At 41.2% G+C, this 22,395-nt stretch carries 21 protein-coding genes; 11 read left to right on the forward strand and 10 right to left on the reverse strand.

Annotated features, from left to right (window positions below; translation table 11 throughout):
* Nucleotides 1-67 precede the first annotated feature (67 nt).
* The 6 genes from clpA to rpiA all read right to left on the reverse strand — a co-directional run bounded on the left by clpA (nucleotide 68) and on the right by rpiA (nucleotide 6,329).
* Entirely contained in the window at nucleotides 68-2,344 is a 2,277-nt protein-coding gene (gene clpA, locus FTT78_RS05550; RefSeq protein ID WP_180043658.1) for an ATP-dependent Clp protease ATP-binding subunit ClpA, read from the reverse strand.
* A 9-nt stretch (nucleotides 2,345-2,353) separates the two neighbouring features.
* On the reverse strand, nucleotides 2,354-2,770 hold the full coding sequence (gene clpS / locus FTT78_RS05555; protein WP_180005665.1) for an ATP-dependent Clp protease adapter ClpS: 417 nt from the start codon (nucleotides 2,768-2,770) through the stop codon (nucleotides 2,354-2,356).
* A gap of 19 nt (nucleotides 2,771-2,789) precedes the next feature.
* Nucleotides 2,790-3,563 (reverse strand): DUF6776 family protein, encoded by a 774-nt coding sequence (locus FTT78_RS05560; RefSeq protein ID WP_096901621.1) that lies wholly within the window; start codon nucleotides 3,561-3,563, stop codon nucleotides 2,790-2,792.
* A gap of 79 nt (nucleotides 3,564-3,642) precedes the next feature.
* Entirely contained in the window at nucleotides 3,643-4,698 is a 1,056-nt protein-coding gene (gene argC / locus FTT78_RS05565; protein WP_171287379.1) for an N-acetyl-gamma-glutamyl-phosphate reductase, read from the reverse strand.
* A gap of 187 nt (nucleotides 4,699-4,885) precedes the next feature.
* On the reverse strand, nucleotides 4,886-5,566 hold the full coding sequence (locus FTT78_RS05570; RefSeq protein ID WP_154320723.1) for a M48 family metallopeptidase: 681 nt from the start codon (nucleotides 5,564-5,566) through the stop codon (nucleotides 4,886-4,888).
* 91 nt (nucleotides 5,567-5,657) lie between these two features.
* Complete coding sequence (gene rpiA, locus FTT78_RS05575) at nucleotides 5,658-6,329, reverse strand: ribose-5-phosphate isomerase RpiA (protein WP_004973429.1); 672 nt, start codon at nucleotides 6,327-6,329, stop codon at nucleotides 5,658-5,660.
* Between the two features lie 106 nt (nucleotides 6,330-6,435).
* Between rpiA and ilvA the strand changes: the two genes are divergently transcribed.
* The 3 genes from ilvA (at nucleotide 6,436) to FTT78_RS05590 (ending at nucleotide 10,097) form a co-directional block, all read left to right on the forward strand.
* Complete coding sequence (gene ilvA / locus FTT78_RS05580; protein ID WP_019837302.1) at nucleotides 6,436-7,974, forward strand: threonine ammonia-lyase, biosynthetic; 1,539 nt, start codon at nucleotides 6,436-6,438, stop codon at nucleotides 7,972-7,974.
* Nucleotides 7,975-8,103: 129 nt separating this feature from the next.
* Nucleotides 8,104-8,760 carry a TrkA family potassium uptake protein gene (locus FTT78_RS05585; RefSeq protein WP_004973425.1) on the forward strand — a complete coding sequence of 219 codons (657 nt, stop codon included), beginning with the start codon at nucleotides 8,104-8,106 and terminating at the stop codon, nucleotides 8,758-8,760.
* Nucleotides 8,757-10,097, forward strand: a complete 1,341-nt coding sequence (locus FTT78_RS05590; RefSeq protein WP_004973423.1) for a TrkH family potassium uptake protein — start codon at nucleotides 8,757-8,759, stop codon at nucleotides 10,095-10,097. Before FTT78_RS05585 ends, FTT78_RS05590 begins: the two co-directional genes overlap by 4 nt.
* 96 nt (nucleotides 10,098-10,193) lie before the next feature.
* On the opposite strand, the gene FTT78_RS05595 is transcribed toward FTT78_RS05590, so the two are convergent.
* From FTT78_RS05595 to FTT78_RS05605, 3 genes are all read right to left on the reverse strand, one after another.
* On the reverse strand, nucleotides 10,194-11,342 hold the full coding sequence (locus FTT78_RS05595; protein ID WP_180043656.1) for a phospholipase A: 1,149 nt from the start codon (nucleotides 11,340-11,342) through the stop codon (nucleotides 10,194-10,196).
* 34 nt (nucleotides 11,343-11,376) lie between these two features.
* Nucleotides 11,377-14,316, reverse strand: a complete 2,940-nt coding sequence (locus tag FTT78_RS05600; RefSeq protein WP_180043654.1) for an insulinase family protein — start codon at nucleotides 14,314-14,316, stop codon at nucleotides 11,377-11,379.
* 149 nt (nucleotides 14,317-14,465) lie between these two features.
* Nucleotides 14,466-14,915, reverse strand: a complete 450-nt coding sequence (locus FTT78_RS05605; protein ID WP_004973417.1) for a GNAT family N-acetyltransferase — start codon at nucleotides 14,913-14,915, stop codon at nucleotides 14,466-14,468.
* Between the two features lie 139 nt (nucleotides 14,916-15,054).
* Between FTT78_RS05605 and FTT78_RS05610 the strand changes: the two genes are divergently transcribed.
* The 8 genes from FTT78_RS05610 (at nucleotide 15,055) to FTT78_RS05645 (ending at nucleotide 21,048) form a co-directional block, all read left to right on the forward strand.
* The gene (locus FTT78_RS05610; protein ID WP_004973415.1) at nucleotides 15,055-16,059 is read left to right on the forward strand and encodes an adenosine kinase; all 1,005 of its coding nucleotides are present in this window, start codon (nucleotides 15,055-15,057) and stop codon (nucleotides 16,057-16,059) included.
* Between the two features lie 14 nt (nucleotides 16,060-16,073).
* Entirely contained in the window at nucleotides 16,074-16,385 is a 312-nt protein-coding gene (locus tag FTT78_RS05615) for a Rieske 2Fe-2S domain-containing protein (protein ID WP_179988655.1), read from the forward strand.
* A gap of 153 nt (nucleotides 16,386-16,538) precedes the next feature.
* The gene (locus tag FTT78_RS05620; protein WP_096900848.1) at nucleotides 16,539-17,147 is read left to right on the forward strand and encodes an OB-fold-containig protein; all 609 of its coding nucleotides are present in this window, start codon (nucleotides 16,539-16,541) and stop codon (nucleotides 17,145-17,147) included.
* A 551-nt stretch (nucleotides 17,148-17,698) separates the two neighbouring features.
* Entirely contained in the window at nucleotides 17,699-17,890 is a 192-nt protein-coding gene (cydP, locus tag FTT78_RS05625) for a cytochrome oxidase putative small subunit CydP (protein WP_070155611.1), read from the forward strand.
* Nucleotides 17,890-19,470 carry a cytochrome ubiquinol oxidase subunit I gene (locus FTT78_RS05630; RefSeq protein WP_096900849.1) on the forward strand — a complete coding sequence of 527 codons (1,581 nt, stop codon included), beginning with the start codon at nucleotides 17,890-17,892 and terminating at the stop codon, nucleotides 19,468-19,470. Before cydP ends, FTT78_RS05630 begins: the two co-directional genes overlap by 1 nt.
* Nucleotides 19,471-19,472: 2 nt before the next feature.
* Nucleotides 19,473-20,618 carry a cytochrome d ubiquinol oxidase subunit II gene (cydB, locus tag FTT78_RS05635; RefSeq protein WP_004973405.1) on the forward strand — a complete coding sequence of 382 codons (1,146 nt, stop codon included), beginning with the start codon at nucleotides 19,473-19,475 and terminating at the stop codon, nucleotides 20,616-20,618.
* 24 nt (nucleotides 20,619-20,642) lie between these two features.
* On the forward strand, nucleotides 20,643-20,744 hold the full coding sequence (gene cydX, locus FTT78_RS05640) for a cytochrome bd-I oxidase subunit CydX (RefSeq protein WP_180008827.1): 102 nt from the start codon (nucleotides 20,643-20,645) through the stop codon (nucleotides 20,742-20,744).
* Nucleotides 20,745-20,748: 4 nt separating this feature from the next.
* Nucleotides 20,749-21,048, forward strand: a complete 300-nt coding sequence (locus FTT78_RS05645; protein ID WP_004973403.1) for a cyd operon YbgE family protein — start codon at nucleotides 20,749-20,751, stop codon at nucleotides 21,046-21,048.
* Between the two features lie 252 nt (nucleotides 21,049-21,300).
* Here the strand turns inward: FTT78_RS05645 and aroC are convergent, their stop codons facing one another.
* A complete protein-coding gene (gene aroC, locus FTT78_RS05650) occupies nucleotides 21,301-22,395 on the reverse strand; it encodes a chorismate synthase (RefSeq protein WP_004973401.1) in 1,095 nt (364 codons plus the stop codon).

Here is a 22,395-nt window from a genome sequence, read left to right on the forward strand (position 1 = left end):
TCTGCGAATTCATAAAAAATAACCCATGTTCAACATGGGTTATTTTCAAAATTCAAATAAGGATTGATTAGGCTGGTTCAGCCGTTTGATCTTCAAAGACTTCAAGTTTCAAACCGACTGCCTTACCGTTCTCTTTCTTCACAGAAACAGCCACATTACCGCCCTGTTCTGCAAGTTCACCAAACAGAATCATTTCTGCTAATGGTTTCTTCAAGTGTTCCTGAATCAGGCGTTGCATTGGGCGCGCGCCCATCAAGCGATCATATCCATGCTCAGCCATCCATTCACGTGCATCTTGATCGACCTCAAGAATGACTTTTTTATCATCCAATTGAGCTTGTAATTCAGTCAAGAATTTATCTACTACATTTTCAATCACGGTAGTTGGTAGCGCCTTAAATTGAATCACACCATCTAAACGGTTACGGAATTCTGGCGAGAAGGCTTTTTTCATTGCTTCTTGGTTGTCATTACTGTTGTCTTGATCCATGAAACCAATGCTCACGCGGGAAATACTTTCTGCACCAATATTGGTAGTCAGTACTAAAATCACATTACGGAAATCTGACTTACGACCATTATTGTCGGTCAATGAGCCGTGATCCATAATTTGCAGCAATAAGTTAAATACATCAGGATGTGCTTTTTCAATCTCATCTAGCAACAACACACAATGCGGGTTTTTATGAATCGCATCAGTGAGTAAGCCACCCTGATCAAAGCCTACATAACCCGGAGGCGCACCAATTAAACGTGAAACCGCATGACGCTCCATATATTCAGACATATCAAAGCGTACTAATTCCACACCTAACAATTTGGCCAACTGCTTGGTCACTTCAGTTTTACCCACGCCTGTAGGGCCTGCAAAAACGAAGCTGCCGACTGGTTTGTCTGGTGTTTTTAAGCCAGCGCGTGACAGTTTAATTGCAGATGCCAAAGCTTCAATGGCTTCATCTTGCCCAAATACCACACGTTTTAAATCACGTTCTAAATGTTCAAGTACGCTCTTGTCATCTTTAGATACAGTTTTAGGTGGGATACGTGCAATTTTCGACACGATATCTTCAATGTTTTCAACTGTGATTAAGGTGTCATCCTGCTCGGCTCTTAAACGGCGCTGTGCACCCGCTTCATCAATCACATCAATGGCTTTGTCTGGCAAGAAACGGTCATTGATAAATTTAGCCGATAGCTCTACCGCAGACACCAAGGCTTTATCGTCATATTTTACATGGTGAAATTCTTCAAATTTCGATTTTAAACCACGTAAAATATCAACCGTTTCTGAAATTGAAGGTTCATTGACATCAATTTTTTGGAAACGGCGTGACAGCGCATGATCTTTTTCAAATACCTGACGATATTCTTGGAATGTAGTCGAGCCAATACAGCGTAGAGTGCCATTTGCCAACGCAGGTTTGATTAAGTTTGACGCATCCATAGTGCTGCCCATACTCGAGCCTGCACCAATAATCATGTGAATTTCATCAATAAACAAAATTGCATCAGGTTTCTTTTTCAAGGCATTTAATAGCTGTTTTAAACGCTTTTCAAAATCACCACGGTATTTCGTTCCTGCAACCAAAGCACCAATATCTAAGCTATATACTTCTGCATTGGCCAATGGTGCTGGTGCTTTACCATTCACAATTAACCAAGCCAAACCTTCGGCAATGGAAGTTTTACCCACGCCTGAGTCACCTACCAATAATGGGTTATTTTTACGACGACGGCATAGAATTTGTGCAGCACGCTCAATTTCTTTTTCACGCCCAATTAACGGATCGGTTTTACCCTTTTGCGCTTCAGTATTCAAATTTAGCGTGTAAAGCTCTAACGGGCCAGCATTGGCAGAGCTTGAACTTTCGCTATCTAATTCTTCAACCTCTTCTTCCGCTTGCGTTTCGTCTTTACGTGTACCGTGCGATAAGTATTGCGTTAAGGTCAAACGGTTAATTTGATGACGCTTGAGTAGATACACGGCAAATGAATCACGTTCAGAGTACATTGCCACTAAAATATCTGCGCCTTCAACCGTACGGTCACCACCGCTAGATTGCACATGGAAAATACCACGCTGCAAAATGCGGTCAAAACTTTCGGTCGGGTGCGGCGCCTGATCGTTATTTTCAGCAAGTTTAGGGGTATGTTGTTCTACATATTCTTCGAGTTCTTTACGCAGCACAATAACATCTGCACCACACGCCTTGAGTGCATTGACTGCCGAATCATTGTCTAATAAAGCCAATAATAAATGTTCAACCGTTAGAAACTCGTGTCTCTTTTGACGAGCCATGCTAACAGCCAAACGTAGTGATACTTCTAATTGACGACTGAGCATGTAACCCCCTTAATCTTTAGGCTCAATCTGACAAAGTAATGGATGACCTTGTGATCGAGCGTAATTATTGACTTGGTTCGCTTTCGTTTCCGCAATATCCCGCGGATAGACCCCTGCGACACCTTTTCCTTCATAGTGTACAGTTAGCATTACTTGAGTCGCTTGGTCAAGATTCATTGCAAAGTATTGTTGTAAAATTTCAATTACAAAGTCCATTGGGGTGTAATCATCGTTCATTAAAACGACAGCATACAAAGGTGGACGCTTTAATTGTGGCGGCGCAGTTTGTACCGCAATATCACCATCATCTTCATGTCCTGCATCATCCACACTTAAACGCGGGGTTAAATGCCAATCGACATAGCCAGATTGATGAAAAGTGGTTTTAATTTCATTTAAACAGATGGATCTTTTTTGGGTTCGCATAAGTTTTACATATCACACATTATTGAGCGCTAGCTTCTGCTTGTGGAATTTCAGAAATAAAGGCAGAATCTGCCTCCACGGCTTTGCCTTTGCTCCAACTGAAGCGTTTAATCACAGGAGTTGCGCCATTTAAACGGACTTCAATAAAGTCTGGATTAAAGCCTTTAGGCATGCTCCAGCGCCCTGTTAAACGCTCATAATTATCAAAATTAAAATTGCTGTCTTCCATCGGAACAACCAGCACTTCTGTGCCTTGAATTAAACGCAGTTCTACCGTACCACTTGCACGTCGCTTGTTTGGACTCACTTGTACCAAATCGACCTGATATTCATAAGCATTGTCTGGTAATGGTTTCACCCCAAGATTTTGCACGGTCAGGCTTAAACCACCACGTTGACGCAAAACTTCACGATAAATCGCACTCATGCCTTCAGTACGTTGCTTATCTTCAGTTGCTTGAGTGAAAGCTTGATACAAATCATTGGAGTTACTGACCGCAACATCGCGTTCTTGAACCGCAGCATTTAAGCTCTTATTCAGACTTTCCAAACGCGTTTTTTGTTCTTGCACCACTTCAACCAGTTGTTCTGCATCGGCATCGTAACCAACCACAGTTAAGCCCTGACGATGCCCGACTGAATAGCCCAAAAAGCCACTACCTAAAATTAAAATGGCAGCACCAATTGCCAAAGGCGCATTGCTTTCAAGAAATGGCTTTTTTTCTGGCGGTGTAGATGAGGGTGTCATGCTTGAATTCGACTGTGACGTGGTTTCTGTATCGGTGTTATGCATCGTCATCTCTTGTTTTGATTCATTCAAAACACACATTTAAATCGAAATCTAAATGTGTGTGAAGTTGAAAAACGTGTTCTTATGGTAATAAACCAATCACCTCAAGTCCTGCATGTTCTGCAAAACCAAACATGAGGTTCATATTTTGTACTGCTTGCCCTGCTGCACCTTTCACCAAGTTATCTTGTGCCACCAAAAGTACTAATTTTTTCGGTTGTGGCTTATACAATGCGATACGCAACTGGTTAGCGCCACGTACTGAGCGTGTTTCTGGTGAACTGTTGGCTGGCATGACATCTACAAACTGTTCATTGGCATAAAACTGCTCATACAGGCTTTGTAAATCTGCTGCATCACCTGCATCAGTTAAATCTACATAAATGGTGCTGAGCATACCGCGAATCATAGGTACTAAATGCGGTACAAACACAATGTGATTAAACACATCTTTTTGACCCGAAATATTTTCCAATGCTTCTACAATTTCTGGATGATGACGATGCCCCGCAACGCCATAAGCCTTAAAGTTGTCGGCATTTTCAGAGTAAATCATGCCCAAACTGGCTTTACGCCCTGCACCAGATACACCCGATTTTGCATCAATAATAATACTTTCAGGTTTCACTAAAGCTTCAGCTTGTTTAAATAATGGCGCTAAACCAAGTTGCACTGTGGTTGGATAACACCCTGGGTTACCAATCACCTGTGCTTGTTTAATTTGCTCACGGTTGAGTTCAGACAAGCCATAAACTGAATCTTTTAAAATGTCTGGGCAAGCATGTTGCATGCCATACCATTTTTCAAACTGTGCTAAATCTTGCAAACGGAAGTCTGCTGCTAAATCGACCACTTTGGTGTTGGCTGCAACAAGCTCCGCAGCATGTTGCATTGCAACGCCGTGCGGTGTAGCAAAGAACACCACATCACACTGTTTTAATTCTTCGATGTTTAAATCTGAGTAGCACAGGTCTGTGTGTCCACGCAGGCTTGGGAACATATCATCTACACGGCGACCCGCTTCTGTACGTGAAGTCAGTACATTTACTTTCACATTTGGGTGTCGTAGCAAAAGACGCAATAATTCAACGCCTGTATAACCTGTACCACCGACAATACCAACTGAAATCACGTGCATTACCTCAATTCAAAAGCATGTTTAAGCTAACGCTATAGTATGACAGGAAGTTTTGGTTTTCTGAACTGTTTTACTAGGGTTTTGGGGCTTTTCTTTATTCTGTTGATTTTATAAAAGATGATTTGGATTGTAGTCAATACGTGCAACACCTTTGCATTGTAGTCTTATCATGTGGGTGTTGGCTTTTTTATTGATACCACCACCAAGGCAAAGACGTTGTTTTTAACTGCTTGCGATGCTGCAAATAGTGCGCATCATGCCGTTGTACTTCAACCCAAAATGCAGGACTATGATCAAAATGTCGTGTATGCGCCAACTCATGCACAGCAACATATCGCACAATTTGTTCAGGAAACAACACCAAGGCGCTATTGAGCATAATATGCTGTTGCGTACTGCAACTGCCCCAACGGGTTTTCGGTTGACGAATTGCGCACTGTTTAAATGGCAAAGCAATTTCATGACTGACTGTTTGCAAATATATCGGCAACATTTGTTTGGCATAAGCAATAACAAAGGCTTTTAAATATGCCGCAGGTTGGCGGTCACTAACCCATAGGCAATGCTGTTTTAAATCTAAAATAAAACTGTGTTTTTGTGTTTGATAATGAATATTTAAAGGCTCAGGCAAATTAAAAAGTGATAACTGATTTGGCAATTCACGCTGCACAAGTCCTTGCTGCGCCTGCTGTTTATGCCAAGTTTCAATCATCCACTGTTCAGATTGCTGCAAAAAATCCTGAATTTGTCGCTGAGTACAATATTTCGGTACAGTTAAGCGAATTTGATGCGGCTCGACACGCAAACGTAAACGTGTTGCTTTTGCATGTGGTGTGATTTGAATTTCAGGTAAGTCGGATAATGTCATTGTTGTTCTTTTATTAAATCCTCCCCGACCTCTCCTTTAATAAAGGAGGAAGAAAAGCCCCCCATTAAAAACAAGGGACTTGGGAGACGAATTAAACCGCAGTACGTTCTTCAATGCCGTTATTGGTCGCTACAATTGCAATATCTGCTTTATTGATGGCAAAAATACCATTGGTCACAACACCCGGAATATCATTCAAGGTTTTTTCTAATTCCAACGCATTTAAAATATTTAAATTATAAATATCTAAAATCACGTTACCGTTATCAGTTACCACACCTTCACGGTAAGCAGGATCGCCACCTAAAGCCACAATTTTACGTGCTACCGCAGAACGAGCCATTGGAATCACCTCAATTGGCAATGGAAACTCACGTCCTAATTGCTCTACCCATTTTGAATCATCGACAATACAGATAAACTTACGTGCAATAGAAGCCACAATTTTTTCACGGGTCAACGCTGCGCCGCCGCCTTTAATCATGTGCATGTGACGGTCAATTTCATCTGCACCATCAACATAAGCATCTAAACTGCCCACAGAGTTCATATCGACCACTTCAATACCAAGTTTCTTTAAGCGCTCCGCAGTCGCTTCAGAACTTGCCACAGCTGCTTCTAATTGTAATTCAGGCAATAAATCAATCAGGAAATTCACTGTACTGCCTGTACCTACCCCCAAAATCCCGCCTTTAGGCAAATGTTTTAATGCTGCTTTGGCAGCCGCTTGCTTCTTTTCATCTTGGGTAGCATACAGACTCATGACTTCACTCAACTATTTTTGACATTTGTTGCCGATTTTACAGCGCAAATGTGCAGGGGTTTGTTACAATAACCCCCTATTTTAAACTGTTAGATGGAAGATTAACATGCTGTCTCGTTTGGTTCGACAAATTTTACAAGCAACGGTCTACGATGTTGCAATCGAAACCCCACTCGACGCAGCGCCACGAATTAGTGAAAAACTGAACAATAACATTCGCTTTAAACGTGAAGACTTACAACCTGTATTCTCTTTTAAATTGCGTGGTGCGTATAACCGTATTAGCCAATTACCCAAAGACCAACTTGAACGTGGTGTAATTACTGCCTCTGCAGGCAACCATGCGCAAGGTGTAGCATTGTCTGGGCAAAAACTGGGCATTCGCGCCATTATCGTTATGCCTAAAACCACGCCAGATATTAAAGTACAAGCGGTAAAACGCTTGGGTGGCGAAGTGGTATTACATGGTGACTCATTTGATGTTGCCAACAAATATGCAATTCAACGTGCCCAAGATGAAGGCATGACTTTTATTCCACCGTATGACGATGAATTGGTCATGGCAGGTCAAGGTACGATTGCCAACGAAATTTTGCGTCAATGGCGCGATGTCGAATATGTTTTCGTTGCTGTTGGTGGTGGCGGTTTAATTGCAGGTGTTGCAGCCTACTTGGGCGATGTCGCACCGCATGTCAAAGTCATTCCTGTAGAATATGATGAATCGGCTTGCTTAAAAGCGGCTTTTGAAGCCAATGAACGGGTTATTTTGCCGCAAGTGGGTTTATTTGCCGATGGTACTGCTGTCGCACAAATTGGTGAGAAACCGTTTGAAGTTTTACAACTACAAAAATCAGATCAATCAGGCCCAATTGTTGAGCGCGATGTAGTTTTGGTGAATACCGATGAAATCTGTGCGGCAATTAAAGACACCTTTGATGAAAACCGCAGCATTGTAGAACCTTCAGGTGCAATGGCTTTGGCAGGCATCAAAAAATATGTCGAGCAACACCAATTGCAAAATAAAAATATTGTGTCAATTGTCTGTGGCGCAAACATGAACTTTGACCGTTTACGCTATATTGCGGAACGTACTGAACTCGGTGAACATAAAGAAGCAATTTTTGCCGTGACCATTCCAGAAGAAAAAGGTGCGTTCCTTAACTTCTGCCGTGCGCTGCAAGGTCGTAATATCACCGAGTTTAACTACCGCGCCAGCGATGCTACTGCTGCACAAGTCTTTGTCGGCATCAGCTTAAAATCTGGTGAAAAAGAACGCCACGATATTTATGAGTTACTCAAAACCCAGTACGATGTTGATGATTTGTCGGATGATGAAGTAGCAAAACTACACATTCGTTATTTGGTCGGTGGTCATGCCGATATTGAAAATGAACGTCTATTCCGTGTGGAATTTCCAGAGCGTCCGGGTGCATTACTGACTTTCTTGGAGCGCTTAGGCCCAACCCATAACATCACCCTGTTCCATTACCGTAACCACGGTGCAGCGGAAGGTCGTGTATTGGTCGGTTTAGAAGCTTCGGATGCCAAACAGAACCCAGATGGTTTAATTGAAACTTTGGAAAAGATCACTTATCCATACCAAGAGATTACTAATAACTTGGGTTATCAGCGTTTCTTAAAATAACCGATCACACATCTCAATAAGTGCAAAAAACCGCTGATTTCAGCGGTTTTTTAGTCATATTGCTACAGTATAGAGCCCTAAAATATTTTAGAATATTGGAAGAATAATATAATTTTTCAGGATGATGCTATGGCACAATTTGCTGTCATTGGTTTAGGTAGCTTTGGTGCAACTGTGGCGACACAATTGGTCAAACTCAACCATGATGTCATTGGGATTGATAGCAATAAAAAGTTTGTAGAAAACATTGCCGATCAAATTACCCATGCGGTGATTGCCGATGCAACCGATGAACACGTTTTGGAAGAACTGAATATTCAAAATTGTGATGCAGTGGTGGTCGCCATTGGTGAAGATATTGAAGCCAGTATTTTGTGTGTCTTAAATTTAAAGAATTTGGGTATTTCTAAAATTTACGTTAAAGCCAAAAGTAAAGCGCATACCATGATTTTGACCCATTTGGGCGTAAGTAAAATTATTCACCCTGAAGAAGATATGGGCGTTCGCATCGCGCAATCGCTGAGTTATCCGATGGTGAGTCGTTATATGAGCCTAAACGACAACCACTATATTGTAAAAGTAAAAATTAAAGACAACTTGCATGGCACGCGCATTCATAGTCTGATGTCACATGCACCCGAAGTTAAACTTTTACTGTTTAAACGTGCCGAAACGATTTTTTATACGCTTGAATCCAATTTAATGCTACAAACAGATGATATTTTGGTGGTTGAAGGACAACTTGAACCATTAAAACGCTTATCTAAACAATTTAAGTCAGAATGAAAAAAACAGCGAAACAACCAATCAAAACTGTCAATTTAAGCCCACCCAGTCTTTTGGCACTGGGCTTTTTAAGCTTTATTAGCATTGGCACAATCTTGCTGAAACTGCCCATTTCCCATCATGGCGAGATGAGTTGGATTAATGCCTTATTTACTGCTACATCTGCAGTGACGATCACTGGATTGTCTGTAGTGAATATTGGCGATGCTTATACCGTATTTGGGCAAATGGTCATTATGTTGTTGTTACAATGTGGTGGCTTAGGTTTTATGACTTTTGCGATTTTAGCGGTTTTAAGTTTGTCATCCAAAATTGGTTTAAAACAACAAATCATGGCGCAAGACACCATTGGGCAAACCAACCTGTCTAAAGTGTCGATGACCATTAAAAGCGTGTTGCTCTACTCATTGTTTTTTGAAGGGATTGGCACGGTTATTTTAACCTTGGCATGGATGCAGGATTATCCATTTAGCGATGCATTTTTCTATGCGGCTTTCTATAGTGTTTCAGCCTTTAACAATGGTGGATTTTCATTATTTCCCAATAGCTTAATGAGTTTTGCAGATCAATACCTGATTACCTTAACTATTAGTATGCTGTATATCATTGGCGGTATTGGTTTTGTGGTACTCATGGATATTAAACGTGCCAAACGCTGGAAAAAACTCTCACCCAATAGCAAGCTGATTTTATCGACCATTGCTGGTCTAAACTTTGTGGCCTTTCTGCTGATTTGGGCGATTGAAGCCAATAATCCACATACCCTTGCAGCCATGAGTATTGGCGATCAAGCCCTCAATGCATGGTTTCACGCTACCGTTCCTCGCTCATCAGGCTTTAATAGTCTAGATGTCGCAAGTATGCAAAATAGCTCGACCTTGCTCACCATGCTTCTGATGTTTATTGGTGGTGGTTCGCTCAGTACCGCAGGCGGTATTAAAGTTGGCACATTTATTATTGTCATTTTAAGTGTGATCAGTTTTTTAAGACGTTCAGATGAGGTGCGTGTGTTTAATCATGCTGTACCTGAACGTACCACCTTTAAAGCTTTGGCGGTGATCAGCATCACAGGTATGTTAATTTGCCTCGGTTTGTTTAGCTTACTTGCCCTTGAACCGAAACTGAATTTTTTAGACCTGTTGTTTGAGGCTGTATCTGCAGCGTGCACGGTGGGTTTATCCCGTGGTGTTACAGGTGAATTACAACCTGCCAGCTTAATTATTTTAATGTTGTTGATGTTTGCAGGTCGTTTAGGGCCGCTGACTTTGGCTTATTTAATCGCCACACCACAAAAAAGCCGACTTAAACATCCAACCGCAGATATTCAAGTTGGATAAAAGCTGGATACGATCCGACTTCAAAAACAAACGCCAATCTTCAAAATTGGCGTTTTATATTCAGCGAGCAATAATGAGAAATCAATCTTAATCTACTTAAAACCAATTCATTAAAGACACACCCAAACCAACATAGGTGGCGCGGTGGTTATAATCAATCAGGCTTTCACCATAACCATCAAACAATTGGAAATGACCGCGTAATTTTCCACTGATTGGGAAAACCCAGTCAAACTGTGCTGCACCGTGCGCGTCATCACCGCCTTTTAAGCTATGACGAAGCATCAAAGAAAAGTCATGCTCTTTCCAACGATAAAATGCCAACATGTCACCACGCCCGATATAGTTTTTAATATCTGGGTTGTTGTCATCAGCGCGGTCTTCTTCAATGCGATACCAAGGACGCAACATCAAAGCAAAATTGTCTTTTTCAAAACCAAGATTGAAAATTACTCGATTCCAGCTACGTGACAAAGGGTCTGAACGACCATTGGACTGGTGATTCAGCGTCAGCCCCATCAAACGCCCATGTAAACCAAAAAGCTGATAATTGGTACGGAACATTAAACTGGCTTCAGGCTCATAATTGGTTTCACGAAATGGGCGTGACTCATCACCATTGTAAACTTGCCAGCGAGAAGACTGGGTATATCCTAACCAGACATCACCATTATTCCCTAGCAAGTTCTCAACCGCTTTGGTTTTTAAAGAAAGCTGAAATTTACTTTCCATTGAAGTAAGATTCTGCTCCTCACCCAATTGAACTGTATTTTGCTCATTCAAGCTTTGTGGACGTTCATTTTTATCGGACGTCCAAAAAGTAGGCATCAAATACACAGGTTGATAAGCACGTAAATTCCATGTGCCTAATTTGCTATCGGGTGAAAGCTCCCAGCGCTTATCCAGTAAAGATACATTCGGATCAAGCTTTGGTACATCAAATGAAAATAAATTACTCACACCCACTGCAATTTTTTCTTTCACAGTTTCAGGTGCAGGAGCAAGTGCCTGAGCGGCTTGACGTTCGCTAATCAGCGCTGTTTTTTCTGCTTCAGGAATTTTAAACAGAGCATCGTAACACACCAAACGATCAGCATTTGACTCTAAAGCCACACAGGCTTCAGGTGTTGCAGGTGCAACTAAGCTAGCTGGGTCTTGTGCATAGGTTTTCGCCACAAACACAGTGCTGAGTGCGGCAACACTCAGCGACAGTCCTGTGCGTTCAAACAGTTTGAACGCGCTCATAAATCCCCCTAAGTTTTCGTTGTTATTTCACGTATCAGTTCACTTGTTTAATTTCAAAACCAAGTTCGAGCAATGCTTCACGTTTTGACACAGGTGCGACTACGGCTTTAGATGCTTGCTGCTGACGCAAATATTGCTCCGCAACACGTTTTAAATCGTCTAAAGTCACCGCCAATAAACGCTCACGTAATACTGTGCGGAATGAGGGTGTACGCGCGTGCAATAATGCATAACATGCAGTAATCGCTTCACCTGCAGGCGAACCTGGTTTATCCATACTAGCAATTAAACCTAAAATCGCTTCTTCTAGTTGATGCGGCAATTGCTCTGCATTAAATAACCAATCAATACTCGCTTCAAAGTCTGCGAAAGTTTCTGCCAAGCGTGGATCACGATAACTGTAAAAACGGAATGAACATGCATTGCCATCGTAGCTTGCACCGCCACCGTAAGCACCGCCTTTTTCACGGATTGCGCTGTGTAAGAAACCATTGCGCAAATATGCAGCCAATACCATCAAAGGTGCAGCATCAGGATGCGACACTTCCACCGCAGGATACGCAGCCGCACAGAATTGCACATTGGCTTGAATCAACCATGCTTGATCTTGCGTTGAATGATCTACAGGAACTTGAGTTAAAGCAGCAGGATTTTCTGCAACAATAAGTTTATCCCAAACTTCTTGAACTTCTTCGACCAAACGGTCAGATTGATGTTCTTCACATACTAACAAAAATTGCTTAGGTGCTTGCAGTAATTTATGGTGAATCAATTGCAATTCAGCAATCAATTTCTCGTATTCCGCTGCATCTTTTTCAATTTTAGCAACCAAGTCTGCCAACCAATTTAATGCGCCCAAACCTGTGTTGTTGTAATCACGCTGCGCCAAAGCACTGTGATGACGCCCTGCAATTTGCATGGCATAACTGTGCCCCGAACCCGACAAACGTGACTGCCAACGGGTTTTTCGTTGTTGTAACAGCTCAATAATGCGGTCTTTTTCATCAAAACGTAATTGCTCAAATGCTAATTTCAGCAAGCGGATGGCTTCAAGATTATTCACCAAAGACTTAGTGGTTAATGTGAGCCATGCACTGATCTGATTTTTGTCATCGACTTTAGAACGTAAAGATGCACCCATGCCCAAACCACCGCTAACTGCGGTTTGTAGCTGTTGCAATTCTAAATAGCCGTATTCACCTGCACCCACTTCGCCCATTAAAATGGACAGCAAATTAAAGTATGGCGATTGTACAATTTCATCTGGAATTTGAATCAACACTTGCTGATAGTAAATTCCATTGGTTCCTGCATGATATAAATTTAAAGGATAATCAATGCGGTTACTGATAATTTCACGCAACTCACCCTGCACAATATGCAAAGCTGCAGGCACATCTTCCAAACCAACTTTTGGCAATAAGTTCAAATCATCGGGCGTATCTTGACGGACTTTTAAAGCTTCCGTTTGCGCGACGATTTCTGCTTTTTGCTCATCTGTGAGTTGTGCGCCTATCTCAGCCAGACGTGCTTTTTCAAGTGCAGCATCTTTGGCCGATTTTTCTGCATCTGGCACCAACGTCATTTGTACCCGATGCGGGTTATCAATTAAATGCGTTTGAATTAACTGTGACAACCACATTGGGTCTTTGAGTTCTTCTTTAACCTGTTCAATTGCAGAATCTACATCCCAAACTTGAATTGGGTCATTGTGGTGAATGGCACTGCTCAAGCCATTTAAAATCAAGCTCAAACCGTACGGCATGCCATCGCCATTAATTTCACGCTGATGCAATTCAATCTGATGTAAAATTGCATCGACCAAAGCAGTATCTACAGGTTTTGCAGCAACGTCTTGTAAAACCTTTAATACACCTGCCTGAAATTCGGCTGCATGTTCAGGGTTTGAACCTTGCACACCACAGAAGAATGTCATTTCAAAATTGGAGTCATCCACACCCATCAACGGGCCTGTCGATTGTGCATGCGCCCAAGTTTCTAAATAATGACGCAGTGGTGATGCAGAATTTTCAAGTAAAACACCTTCAACCAAACGCATACCTAAGCGTAATTTAATATCGCTTGCTTCAGGCAATAACCACGCCAAAACATGATAAGTTTTATCTTTGAGTTCTTCTGCATCGACTGCATAACTTTCAGTCACTGCCACTGGCGCAGCTAAACGACGCTCAGGCTTCGAATACAACGTTTCGCCCTGTTCAAATTTCGCCAAAGCCAACTGTTCAAACTGTTCTTGTAAATCGTATGCAGGCGTATTGCCAAAAGTCATAAATACCGCATTACTTGGGTGATAATGTGACTTATAAAAATCTACCAATTCTTGATAGGTTAAATCTGGAATATCTTTCGGGTCGCCACCTGAATTGTAGTGGTAAGTTGTTTCAGGGAATAAATGATAAGCCAATTGGTGATAAAGCTGATCGGATGGCGAACTCATCGCACCTTTCATTTCATTAAATACCACGCCTTTATAAACAGGCTCGCCATTTTCCAGCTCAATACGAATACCTTCCTGAGCAAAATCGAGAGGATTTAAATTGGCTGCAAAAGCCGCATCCATATACACCGCAAGCAGGTTTTGGAAATCTTTTTTGTTTTGTGTTGCAAATGGATAAGCTGTCCAATCTGCCGCGGTAAATGCGTTCATAAAAGTATTCAATGAACGACGAATCATTAAAAAGAACGGGTCACGGACAGGGAATTTTTCAGAACCACACAACGCAGTATGTTCTAAAATATGTGCCTCACCTTTGGAGTCCATCGGCTGAGTGCGAAATGCGACTAAAAATACATTTTCATCATGTTCTGTCGCTAAGTGATAATGCACCGCACCTGTAACTTTATGTTTATATTCAGACACTAAAATGTCTAAGGCTTCAACATGGTGTTGACGTACCAACTGAAACGCAGGATGTACAGTCTGGGAAATGGTTTCAGTGACATCTACAGTCATGTGATCTCCTAAAAATAAGCAAATAAAAAACTAAAGCCATTATAGCTTTAGTTCTTTAGATAATTCACGTTGAAAACCCGACTAAATTGATTGAAATTTGCAAAGTATCAACAAAATGCTGCGCTGCACTGGCTGTAGCATGAGCAAAACTAGATCAGGTATTTAAAATAACTATAGTTTGGATGATTTTCGACATACACATAATTCTGTTTTTGATAAAAATGCGCTGCCGATTTGGTATCAGTGTTTAAACACAACGCCGAAAAATTAGCACGTGCTTTTTTCTCTAAATGTTGCAAGAGCTGTTTACCTACGCCATGTTTACGATAATTTGGCAAAACATAAAAACGACGTACACGTCCAATACGACTTTCAATATCTTGCTCATTCCATTGCTGGTTTAAGCCACCACATGCAACCAATTGATCACCATCGTAAACAAACAATAAAAACTCACCAGGCTGATTAAAGCGGTTTTTACCACTTTCCCATTCTTCAATTAAACGATGGACAAAATCAAAGCCTTCTTGAGCAGCATGTTTGGCCAAAGTCTGAATTTGCGTTGGTAACTCTTGTGCTTCTTTAATTTCGATGTTCATCTAACCTTCCTGATAACTCTGCTAAACCCCTATTTTTCATCAATAACATTCATTCAGCTGAATTTTATTCATGAAACTACAGCAATCCTGAGCATTGGTGTAAACTTAGCGTTTTTAATTTTGACTGTGATTTAAAGACATGGCAACTGTTGACCTTTTTGCAATTGGTAATGCATTAATTGACCAAGAATTTCAAGTCTCGGATGACTTTCTCATTCAACATAGCTTGCAAAAAGGTACTATGCAATTAACCGATGGTGAAACACAAGCAAATTTATACAACAACTTAATTAAAACACAAAGACATAAAGGCCAAGCTTCGGGTGGTTCTGCCGCAAATACCACCGTTGCATTTAGTGCTTTAGGTGGTCAAGCCTTCTATGCCTGCCGTGTTGGTAACGATGAATTGGGTGATATTTACCTCAAAGGCTTAAATGAAGCAGGTATTCACACCACAACCAAATCGGTCAGTGAAGGCGTTACAGGGACTTGTATGGTACTTGTGAGTGATGACTCTGAACGTACCATGCACACTTACTTGGGCATTACCGCAGAACTTTCTGCTACACAAATTGATTTTGAGCCACTTAAAACAGCAAAATGGCTTTATATCGAAGGTTATTTATCTACTAGTGATACTGCACGTGCTGCGGTAAAACAAGCGCGTGAAATTGCCAAAGCCAATCAGGTTAAAATTGCACTGACTTTATCTGATCCTGCCATGGTGCAATATGCGCGTGAAGGTTTGGATGAGTTACTAGATGATGGTGTGGATTTGATCTTCTGTAACCAGCAAGAAGCCATGATGTACACAGGAACGGAAACGGCTGAAGCGGCATTAGAACAACTAAAACAAAAAAGCAAATACATTGTCATTACATTGAGCGCACAAGGTGCCCTAATTTATGATGGCAACAACGCTTTTTCTGTACCAGGTCGTCAAGTCACTGCTGTTGATGCCAACGGTGCGGGTGATGCCTTTGCAGGTTCATTCCTGTATGCACTCAATGCAGGCTTAGGTTTCCAAACTGCAGCTCAACTTGCCATTCTGATTTCAAGTGAAGTGGTTTCTCAATTCGGCCCTCGTCTTGCGGTAGAAGATTACGCTAAACTTTTGCATAGCATTCAAAAGGAATCTGCATAATGAATAAAATTTGTATGATGGAAGACATTCCTGAGCGTGAAGCACGTGCCTACGAAACGCCAAATGGTGACACAATTTTTATCACCCAACGTGATGGCATGTATTACGCTTACCAAAACGTCTGCCCACACCTACAAGTGGAATTAGAATTTTTAGAAAACCAGTTCTTAGACCGCGACCAAGAATATATCGAATGCTCAACGCATGGTGCATTGTTTATGGTTGAAACAGGTGAATGTATTTCTGGCCCTTGTTTAGGTCAATCACTTGAAAAAGTCGAGATCAGCGTTCATTCAGATGGTGGGATTTACTTGATCAACGACTAACTTTTTTGCAACTTTCAGAAAGAAGCGAAAAGTTCCAAATCTTAGCTCTATACAAAACTAGATCATTTATCTATGCTCTCTAAGCAGAGCTAGATCAATGATCTGTGTCTAAATAGCATCACCTATAAATATTTCAACACGTGAGTTTAGCGCATGCATGAGTTTTTATCTGATTTGAACTTAATGCCCTTTCACCTCAGCCTAGTTGTTTTATTGCTACTCAGCACTGTCGAAACGATTGGTTATTACTTTAATTTTCGTCCAAGTCAGTTGCTCAAACGTGCATTTTCACAACGAATTACAGAATCGCCACTTTTAGATGTTAAATTTTCTAAAGTACTGATTTTTGTTTTTTTACTGATGAATTTCAGTGTTGCAGGATATTTTTTACAGTTTTTGATTTACTCACAACAACAACATTTCGTTCCTGCTTATTACATTATTATTCCAGCGTTTATTATTGCCATCTTTTTTACAGTCTTCATGATTCACTGTTTAGACCAAGTGATTAAGCCCAAATATAGCGTGCGCCAAGTCGATTTACTCGGACGTTTAGCCACAATTTCCAGTGGTAATGCCCGTCCTGGTTTTTCTGCACAAGCACGTGTACGTGATGAGTTTGGGCAACTGCATTATGTGCAGGTTGAACCTGAATTTGGTGAGCTTGAATTTCAAGCTCAAATTATTATTGTGCGCAAAAAAAGATCTCACTATCTTGCCAAAAAAATTTCGGCATCAAATAACCTATTTAGCAATCAATAAGTTATTTTTTAAGATTTAAAACCAATCTTGCTGACCTAAGAAAGTTAAAATTTTTCACTCAAACTCAACACAATCTGTTTGTTTATAAACGATACATTTCATGTGATCTGAACAATATTTACACAAAATCATTATGAAAAAATGCTGTTTACCCTAGACTAAGCCAAAGACAAAGCACCACTACATTGTAGGGAAATAAAAAAATATGCGGAATCGTCATTAAACTTTAACAAAAGAATGAGAATAATTATTAGCTGATAATATCTCTAATTTATTGCTATTTTTAGATTGATTTTTATTCATAGCAATTTAGTCTGATTTGCTTTTTTAAAATATAAGTATTTTAGTCAGATTTGGAATTATTAATTACAAGTGTTTCTGTCAAGTTTAAAAAATATTACTTTCCTCCATTTACTCTGCAACACCCAAAAACAAACTATTGATTTATAATAAGTTAACAATATATTTGCATTTTAACTGTGCCAGCTATTTTTTTTTGTATGTTTTTGTTTAATAATATAAAACACAGTTTAAAAAATAGGCTTATAAAAGTGAGCTTAGTTCCTAAAGATTTAAATAGAAAAGTAGTTCGTGAACTCACGATCATTTTAATAATTAAGGTCGTGCTGTTAATGGTCATCAAAAATATTTGGTTTGATGCCCCAACTATTCCTCAAAATTTTGATTCACAAGTTGCTGAGCGTATTGCTGGCAGTCCTTCCTCAATCAAGGAGACACGTTGATGATTTCTGAAAGCGTGGTCGATCTCTCGCGGTTCCAATTCGCAATGACCGCGATGTATCACTTTATTTTTGTTCCACTGACTTTAGGTCTGGCTTTTATTCTTGCCATTATGGAAACCACGTATGTGATTTCTGGTAAAGAAATTTATAAAGACATGACCAAATTCTGGGGAAAACTCTTCGGTATTAACTTTGCCTTAGGGGTAACCACTGGTTTAACCATGGAGTTCCAGTTTGGTACAAACTGGGCGTATTACTCACACTACGTGGGTGATATCTTTGGTGCACCACTCGCAATTGAAGGTTTAATGGCCTTCTTCTTAGAATCGACCTTCATTGGTTTATTCTTCTTTGGATGGGATCGCCTCTCCAAAGTGCAGCACTTATGTGTAACGTGGCTGGTTGCGCTTGGTTCTAATATGTCCGCTCTCTGGATTTTAGTTGCCAACGGCTGGATGCAGAACCCAGTGGGTTCTACCTTTAACTACGAAACCATGCGTATGGAATTGGTTGACTTCGGGGCGTTAATTTTTAACCCTGTTGCGCAAGTTAAATTCGTACACACTGTTTCTGCAGGTTATGTAACGGGTGCTATTTTCGTTTTAGCGATTTCAAGTTATTACTTATTGAAAAAGCAAGACTTGCCATTTGCGCGTCGTTCATTCGCTATTGCAGCAATTTTCGGTTTAGCTTCTACTTTATCTGTAATTCTACTTGGTGATGAATCAGGTTATGAATTAGGTGATGTTCAAAAAACCAAACTCGCAGCAATTGAAGCAGAATGGGATACTCACCCTGCTCCTGCAGCGTTCACTTTATTTGGTATTCCAAACGAAGAAACGCAAACGACAGATTACGCAGTTAAAATTCCTTATGTCATGGGGATTATTGCAACGCGTTCTATCACCGAAGAAGTGACTGGTATTAAAGACCTGATCGCAAACCACGAAGTTCGTATTCGTAACGGTATGGTTGCTTATCAACAACTTGAGCAATTACGTGCGGGCGACCAATCTCCTGAACTTAAAGCTGCATTTGAGCAAACTCAAACCGATTTGGGTTATGGTTTATTGTTGAAAAAATACACGCCAAACGTAGTAGATGCGACTGACGAACAAATTAAAATGGCTGCTGCGGATACTATTCCACACGTACCAAGTTTGTTCTGGGCATTCCGTGCCATGGTAGCTTCTGGTTTCTTAATGCTGTTGTTATTCGCACTTGCAACTTTTGCAGTGGCTAAACGCAACGCAGAAAGCAAACCTTGGTTATTAAAATTTGCGTTATTCTCATTACCATTACCTTGGATTGCAGCGCAAACAGGTTGGTATGTAGCAGAAGTTGGTCGTCAACCATGGACAATTGGTGAAGTACTTCCAACACACTTGTCTGCATCTTCACTCAGCACTGGCGACGTATGGGGCTCAATCATTGCATTGGCAGCGTTCTATACCGTTTTGCTGATTATTGAAATGTACTTGATGATCAAATTCTCACGTCTAGGCCCAAGCTCGCTTCATACTGGTAAATACCACTTCGAGAAAATTGAAGCTGCGAAAAAAGCCAATGAGGAGGCTTAAGCATGATCGAATATGAATTACTCAAAATCATTTGGTGGGTGTTAGTGGGTGTATTACTCATTGGCTTTGCCCTCACCGATGGCTTCGACATGGGCTCAATGGCGATCATGCCATTTGTAGGTAAAAATGACGAAGAACGCCGTGCTGCAATCAACACGATTGCACCGCACTGGGATGGTAACCAGGTTTGGTTCATTACAGCGGGTGGCGCGTTATTTGCTGCTTGGCCAATGGTATATGCAACAGCATTCTCAGGCATGTATTGGGCACTACTCTTAGTTCTGTTTGCCCTATTCCTGCGCCCAGTTGGTTTTGACTACCGCTCAAAACTTGAAAACACCAAATGGCGTACATCTTGGGACTGGGGTTTGGCTGTAGGTGGTGCAGTTCCTGCATTAGTGTTCGGTGTTGCGTTTGGTAATATGTTCCTTGGCGTACCATTTACCCTAGACGAAACTGTACGTTCAACATATACAGGCAGCTTCTTTGCATTATTAAACCCATTCGCTTTAGTGTGTGGTTTAGTCAGCTTGTCTATGCTTTGCGCGCATGGTGGTGCATGGTTAATGCTGCGTACCGATGGTGACTTACGTGCACGCTCTGCAAAAGCAACGCAAATCATGGGCATTGTGTTCCTTGTGTGTTTCTTGGGTGCAGGCGCATGGCTATACTTCGGTGGTATCGAAGGTTATACCCTAGTCACTCCATACGACACGAACGGCGTAGCAAACCCATTGGCTAAAGAAGTTTTAACCAATGCAAACCCAGGTTGGATGAACAACTACTCAGCGTACCCTATTACCATGATTGCACCAATTATGGGCATCTTGGGCGGTATTTTGATTATTCTTGCAGCAGGTAAAAACAAAGCTGGTTTAAGTTTCACAGGTTCATCTTTAGCGGTGATCGGTGCGATTTTAACTGCAGGTTTTGCATTGTTCCCATTCTTAATGCCATCAAGCCTCAACCCAGTTGCAAGCTTGACCATGTGGGATGCGGTATCAAGTAAAAACACATTAACTGTAATGACTGTTGCAGCATGTATCTTCGTACCAATTATTTTGCTATACACCACTTGGTGTTACTACAAAATGTGGGGCGTTATCACCAACAAGCACATTAAAGAGAATTCACACAGCCTTTACTAAGGCTGTGTCTAAGGAGAATAAATTATGTGGTACTTTGCATGGATTCTCGGTATTCTGATGGCATGCTTTGCAGGTGTCTTGAGTGCCCTGTATATTGAATCTCATCAAGACCTTGACGCGGAATAATTAGATGACAGACACTGCAGTGAACGCTGAAACAACAGTTCAAAAACCGAACAAGATTGCGATGGTTATTTCATGTTTATTGGCATTCCCACTCGCAGCTGTACTGCTTCTTCATCCAGCAGCAATGCTGGATGCCAACGGTGAATATAGCCACCGTGCCATGATGTTTATTATGATTGGTATTTCAGGTGGCTTTGTACACGGTGTTGGTTTTATTCCACGCTTTTGGTTTTGGAAATGGTTATTTAGCCCATTTGTGGCTTGGCCATTGATGATTTGGGGTTATTACACTTGGTTTCTTTAATGAGGTGTAAATAAATTCCTTGAAAAGAGCGCAATATGCGCTCTTTTTTATTGGCTTAATATTTAGGAGCCGCAGATCATTCCTCTGCATCTTCACCATATAAAACAGCGTATAAAATTTTGAAACTTACAATCTAAAAGAAGAACTAAGCTCAAAACTCAGGCAGAAAAAAGCCAAACACTACGGTTTGGCTTTTTTCACAACATATTTTCGCACTTGGCAATGATTATGCACCTTGCTTAAAGCATATTGTTATTTCGGCTCAATGGGTGCAAACGGTGCAACCACATCGGCATTCTGCGCACGATGACGCATGAAATGATCCATCAATACAATCGCAAGCATAGCTTCTGCAATTGGCGTTGCACGCACACCTACGCAAGGATCATGGCGTCCTTTGGTCAGTACATCCGTATCTTCACGGTTTAAATTAATGGTTTTACCAGGTGTAGTAATACTGGCTGTTGGTTTTAAAGCAATCGCAACACGAATATCTTGACCACTAGAAATACCGCCTAAAATACCGCCTGCATGGTTCGCCAAAAAGCCGTCAGTGGTCAGTTCGTCACGGGTTTCATGCCCAAACTGCGCTGCCACTGCAAAACCATCTCCAATTTCAACGCCTTTCACAGCATTGATAGACATCATGGCATGGGCAATATCGGCATCTAAACGATCAAAAACAGGTTCCCCCCAACCCACAGGAACTTTTTCAGCCACAATTTCCAGTTTTGCACCACAGCTTGTACCCTGTTCACGCAAAGACGTTACCAAAGCTTCAAAACGTGGTACAGCATCGGCATCGCCACAGAAAAATGGATTGTTTGGTACTTCGTTCCAATCTAGCTTTTCAGCTTTTTCTGTACCAATTTGAGTGACGTGACCACGAATCACAATTCCAAATTTTTCGAACAGGTATTTTTTTGCAATTGCACCTGCTGCAACGCGCATTGCTGTTTCACGTGCGCTTGAACGTCCACCACCACGATAATCGCGGAAACCATACTTTTGCGTATAGGTATAATCTGCATGCCCAGGGCGGAAAGTCTGTGCAATATTACCGTAGTCTTTCGATTTTTGGTCAGTATTACGAATCAGTAAACCAATTGAAGTTCCAGTGGTTTTACCTTCAAAGACACCTGAAATAATTTCAACTTCATCGGGTTCTTTACGCTGTGTCGCAAACTTAGACGTACCCGGTTTACGGCGATCCAAATCTTTTTGTAAATCTTCTGCAGACAGTTCAATCCCCGGTGGCACGCCATCGACAATCGCCATCAGACCTACGCCATGAGATTCACCACAAGTCGTTACACGGAAAAGTTGCCCTATACTATTACCTGCCAC

The sequence above is a fragment of the Acinetobacter sp. YH01011 genome (assembly GCF_013420785.1).
Taxonomy (GTDB): Bacteria; Pseudomonadota; Gammaproteobacteria; order Pseudomonadales; family Moraxellaceae; genus Acinetobacter; species Acinetobacter towneri.